Raw genomic sequence first — 4,348 nt, 5'->3', positions numbered from 1 at the left:
TTGCGAGCGGAGTCTTCATCGCCCAAACTGCTTCGCAAAGCCATCTTCGCGTGGCGGCGCCACCGGGCGCCCGCGTCACCGCTGCCGGCATCTATATCACCTGCTACTACCTCGGCGGCACTGCAGCCGGGGTAGTTCCCGGAGCCTTCTGGGCGTTTGGCAAATGGCCTGCCTGCGTTGCGTTTATTGTTGCCATGCAGCTTGTTGGACTTGCCATCGCTTTGATCGGCTGGCGCGTTCCGGTGATCGGGCAATCTTCTGAACCAGCCCCAAGTGCCGCATTGTGAAGCACTCAGAACAATCCGTGAACCCTGACATCACCAATCCTCATCTATAGGTGAGCGGTAGAGTAACGGCATCGTAAGGTATCCATCGGCCGCAATATTCCACAGTTCCCCGCAACTTAAAAAGCAGCGAGCCACCGAGGAGAGAGTCTTTGCCCGAGTTGCAGACAGAACCGGCATCGCCTGCAGCAGGAGGGCCGGCCAGGACTATGGAAAACCCCGATGCCGCGGCAATGGCGCAGTGGAAGCCCCGCGTCAACCCATGGCTAATCGCCGCCACAGTCGCGCTGGCAGCCTTCATGGAAGTGCTCGACACCTCCATCGCCAACGTCGCGTTGCCGCACATCGCCGGCAGCCTTGGCGCCAGCACCGACCAAAGCACGTGGGTGCTCACCAGCTATCTCGTCTCTAATGCAATCGTGTTGCCCCTGGGCGGATGGGCGTCGAGCTTGATGGGGCGCCGCAACTTCTTCGTCTTCTGCATCACCGTATTTACTATTGCGAGCTTCCTCTGCGGCGCCGCGCCGTCGCTTCCCATGCTGCTGGTGTTCCGCGTCATTCAGGGGGCAGGCGGCGGAGGCATGCAGCCCATGGCCCAAGCCATCATGGCCGACTCTTTCGAGCCACATAAGCGCGGCCAGGCGTTCGCACTCTACGGACTTGTGGCCGTGCTGGCTCCATCCATTGGCCCGACTCTCGGCGGATGGATTACCGACAACTACACGTGGCGCTGGATCTTCTTTATCAACATTCCAGTCGGCATTCTCGCGTTCATTCTTGTAACCCGTCTCGTTGAAGATCCACCATGGATCAAGGCAGATCCCTCCAAGCTGAAAAACATGGACTACATGGGCCTCGCGTTCCTCACGATTGCCATGGGCGGCATGCAGATCATGCTCGACAAAGGCGAGGAAAATGACTGGTTCGCCTCGGGATTCATTCGCTTCTTCGCTGTCCTTTTTATCGGTGGCATCATCGGACTCGTGGTCTGGGAGTGGCGACAGAAAAATCCACTCATCAACCTGAAGCTATTCCGCTTCAAGAATTTTGCAATATGTTGTTTTCTCATGATGCTGGTCGGCGGCGTGCTCAACGCGAATACCGTTTTGCAACCGCAATTCATGCAGCAGTTGCTCGGTTATAACGCGACTACGGCCGGCCTGGCGCTGACTGCGGGCGGCATTGCGCTGGTAGTGGTCATGCCCATGGCGGGATTCGCAACCGGCAAGATCTCTGCACGCACGCTGGCTGTGGCCGGATTCATCATGTTTATCGTCACCTTCCGCTATGCCGCGTATGTGACGAATCTGCAGATGAGCTTTGCGCAGGCTTCGTGGCTGCGCGTTGTCCAGATGCTACCGCTTCCGTTCTGTTTCATCTCCATCACCAATGCGGCTTACGTCGGAATGCCAAAAGAAGAGAGCAACCAGGTTGCCGGCCTTATCAACTTTGTGCGCAACCTTGGCGGCAGCATCATGATTGCCATCACAAACGCGCAGGTCACTTCCCGTTCGCTCTGGCACCAACAACATCTCCAGGCAGCAATGCAGTCCGGCTCCAATGGTTTTGCTGAGCACAGCCAGGCACTCACCGGGTTCTTCAGTGGGACATTCGGCAGCGCCAACAGTGCCAGCATGGCGCTTGCCTCAATCTACAACCAGCTCAATCAGCAGGCGCAGATGCAGGGCTACCAGGACGTCTACATGGAGTTGTCGTGGCTGTCATTCTTCCTGGTGTTCATGGCGTTTATGCTCAACGCCAACCGCCCGGGCCAAGGTCCTGGCGCTTCCGCAATGCACTGATGCAGTTGAAGAGTGGCTTGGTTCGACTAGCGGACAGGCTCTAAGTCTCCTGATTTACACTTGCCTCGATGTCTTCGCCGTTCCTTGCTCGCCTGATGGTTACCGCTGTAGCTGCCGGCCAGGGCATCACTCCGCTCTTCATCGACCTTAGCCGAACCCACGCCACCAATCCGGTCTGGACAGGCCATGCGCGATTCCACGTTGTATGGCAAACTTTTGTCTTCTTGTCTGCCTCTATCGTCGAAATAGCCCTGCTCTGGGCGATCGCACCAGGCGTGCACCTGCTCTTCTATCTCGCGACACTGCTCACCGCGCTCCCCATGTTCGCCTTCCTCACTGCCATGTTCACAAAAAGTCTGTATGGAGGAACCCTGCACGATCCCAATGGCGTGCAGCCGGTGCGCATCCGCATCGGCGGCCGTATCCGCGAAATCGATATGAACGTCGTCCTCATCATTGCCGGCGCAGCAGTGCTGCTAATTGCTCTGCTCATCTTCTAGGAACGACGACCCGCAAACCGAAAGCGAGGTAGACCCGATGGCCAACCCAGTTCTCGACCTGAAACGAACTGCACTCCTCAGCATGGACCTGCAAAATACGGTCGTATCGATCTACACCAAAAATGAGCCGGAGTTCCTTGCCCGTGTCGCGACCGTGCTGAAGTCCGCAAGAGAGCGCGGGCTCTGTGTAATGCACGTGCAGGTAGGTTTCCGGCCCGGTCTCCCCGAAGTCAGCCCGCGCAACCAGTTCTTCGGCGCTATCAAGAACTCGCCGCAGTGGCAGCAGATCTTTCAGGGGCCCTCCGGCGCAATTCATTCCGACGTCGCGCCCCTGGACGATGAAGTCGTTATCACGAAGCGCCGCGTGAGCGCCTTCACTGGGACAGACCTGGACATGATTCTGCGCGCGAACGAGATCGACACCCTCATCCTTCTCGGGATCGCAACCAGCGGAGTCGTACTGTCGACGCTCTTGCACGCAAGCGACGCCGACTACCAGCTTTTCGTTGTGAAGGATTGCTGCACAGATCAGGATTCCGAGGTGCATGCCTGTCTGACTGAGGGACTCTTCCCCCGCCGCGCCACTGTTTTCACCGCAGACGAGCTTCTCGACATCCTGAAATCGGCAACGGATTGATTCCGACTTATATCCAAAATCGAAAACGCCAGAGACCTTGCGGCCTCTGGCGCTTTCCGGATGATCGTATAGCTCATCGGATCATGCATCGTCCCGTTCTGCCTGCCGATGAGGTTGCGAGTCGCCCCGCATCCTGCATCTTCCCACCCAGCCCGGGTTGCGTTTCCGGGTTGCCCCGTACCTCGCTCCCTTTCTGCTGAGCCGGCGTCCGAGTCCTCAGGTTGCCCCTTGGCTTCGGTCCTTCGGCTGTGCCGGCGATGGTCCGCCCAGGTTACCCCAGACTTCGCATGCCTTCGACGCTGCTGGTTTCAGCGAGTTCCTGGGTTTCCCCAGTGGCACTCACCCCCTCCTGCAACGCCCGCGATGTAGGACTTGGGTTGCCCCTCATCCCGCATCTCCGGCTTTACCGGCGATGGATTGTCGAGTCGCCCCGACTTTCGCATCTTTCGGCGGTGCCGAGTTGCCAGTTCCCGAGTTTCCCCGAGCCCAGCCGTTCGGTATCGCCGACGATTCGTTGTCCAGGTTGCCCCAAACTCCGAATCCTCCGGTACCGGCTGATTGATATCCGAGTCTCCTCGGATCACGCACCATCCGGTTCGCCTTAGTTGCATCTCCGGGTTGCCCCGGACATCCTCCCTTGGCTACGGCAATCGACCAATTTCCAGGTTGCCCTAAATCTCGGGTCTCCTGCCGTTCGCCGATTTTCCGCCTTTCGAGTTGCCCCGAACCTTGGTTTCTCGGCTGATCCGTATCTGCTTCCGCGAGTCGCCCCGCTTTCGCATCTACGGCTGAGTCGATGATGTCTCCCTGGCTGAATCGAACTTTGCATCTTCGGCTTGCGCCGCGGATGAATCTTCGGAGTCCAATCAAGTCACAACAGTTGTGATCTGGCTTCCTGCGCACTCTCAATCTCAATCTTTGTATCCACTATCGACATTGCTGCCGACCGCGAACTTTTAAATCGAAACCGTTACTTGCACCTTCTGCCAAGTCCGAGCTGTTGTTCCAATCAGCTACAGAGTCACCAGCTAGTTAGAGACAGTAGGCCCACCGAACCTGTGGATGCAAGTGCAAAACCCTATTGCTTTCTGTGGATATCACCATTCATGGTGCATTCATGAAGGA

The 4,348-nt window shown here is 57.7% G+C and carries 3 protein-coding genes and 1 pseudogene; all 4 read left to right on the top strand.

Annotated features, from left to right (window positions below; all coding sequences use genetic code 11):
• Nucleotides 1-287 (top strand): annotated as a pseudogene (locus WA354_RS10105) (MFS transporter); the annotation flags it as partial.
• A gap of 206 nt (nt 288-493) precedes the next feature.
• Entirely contained in the window at nt 494-2,086 is a 1,593-nt protein-coding gene (locus tag WA354_RS10100; protein WP_472812884.1) for a DHA2 family efflux MFS transporter permease subunit, read from the top strand.
• Between the two features lie 68 nt (nt 2,087-2,154).
• Nucleotides 2,155-2,586: a hypothetical protein gene (locus WA354_RS10095; RefSeq protein ID WP_472812883.1), complete on the top strand. Its 432-nt coding sequence runs from the start codon at nt 2,155-2,157 to the stop codon at nt 2,584-2,586.
• Nucleotides 2,587-2,623: 37 nt separating this feature from the next.
• Nucleotides 2,624-3,223: a cysteine hydrolase family protein gene (locus WA354_RS10090; RefSeq protein ID WP_472812882.1), complete on the top strand. Its 600-nt coding sequence runs from the start codon at nt 2,624-2,626 to the stop codon at nt 3,221-3,223.
• Nucleotides 3,224-4,348: the final 1,125 nt, after the last annotated feature.

The sequence above is a fragment of the Occallatibacter sp. genome, assembly GCF_049802275.1.
In the GTDB taxonomy this organism is placed as follows: Bacteria; Acidobacteriota; Terriglobia; order Terriglobales; family Acidobacteriaceae; genus Telmatobacter.
This window is presented reverse-complemented; position numbering and strand designations above follow the sequence as displayed.

What these genes read in the sequence shown, in the direction of transcription:
- WA354_RS10100 (WP_472812884.1), top strand. Translation starts at nt 494, where the DNA reads ATGGAAAACCCCGATGCCGCGGCAATGGCGCAGTGGAAGCCCCGCGTC.
- WA354_RS10095 (WP_472812883.1), top strand. Translation starts at nt 2,155, where the DNA reads ATGTCTTCGCCGTTCCTTGCTCGCCTGATGGTTACCGCTGTAGCTGCC.
- WA354_RS10090 (WP_472812882.1), top strand. Translation starts at nt 2,624, where the DNA reads ATGGCCAACCCAGTTCTCGACCTGAAACGAACTGCACTCCTCAGCATG.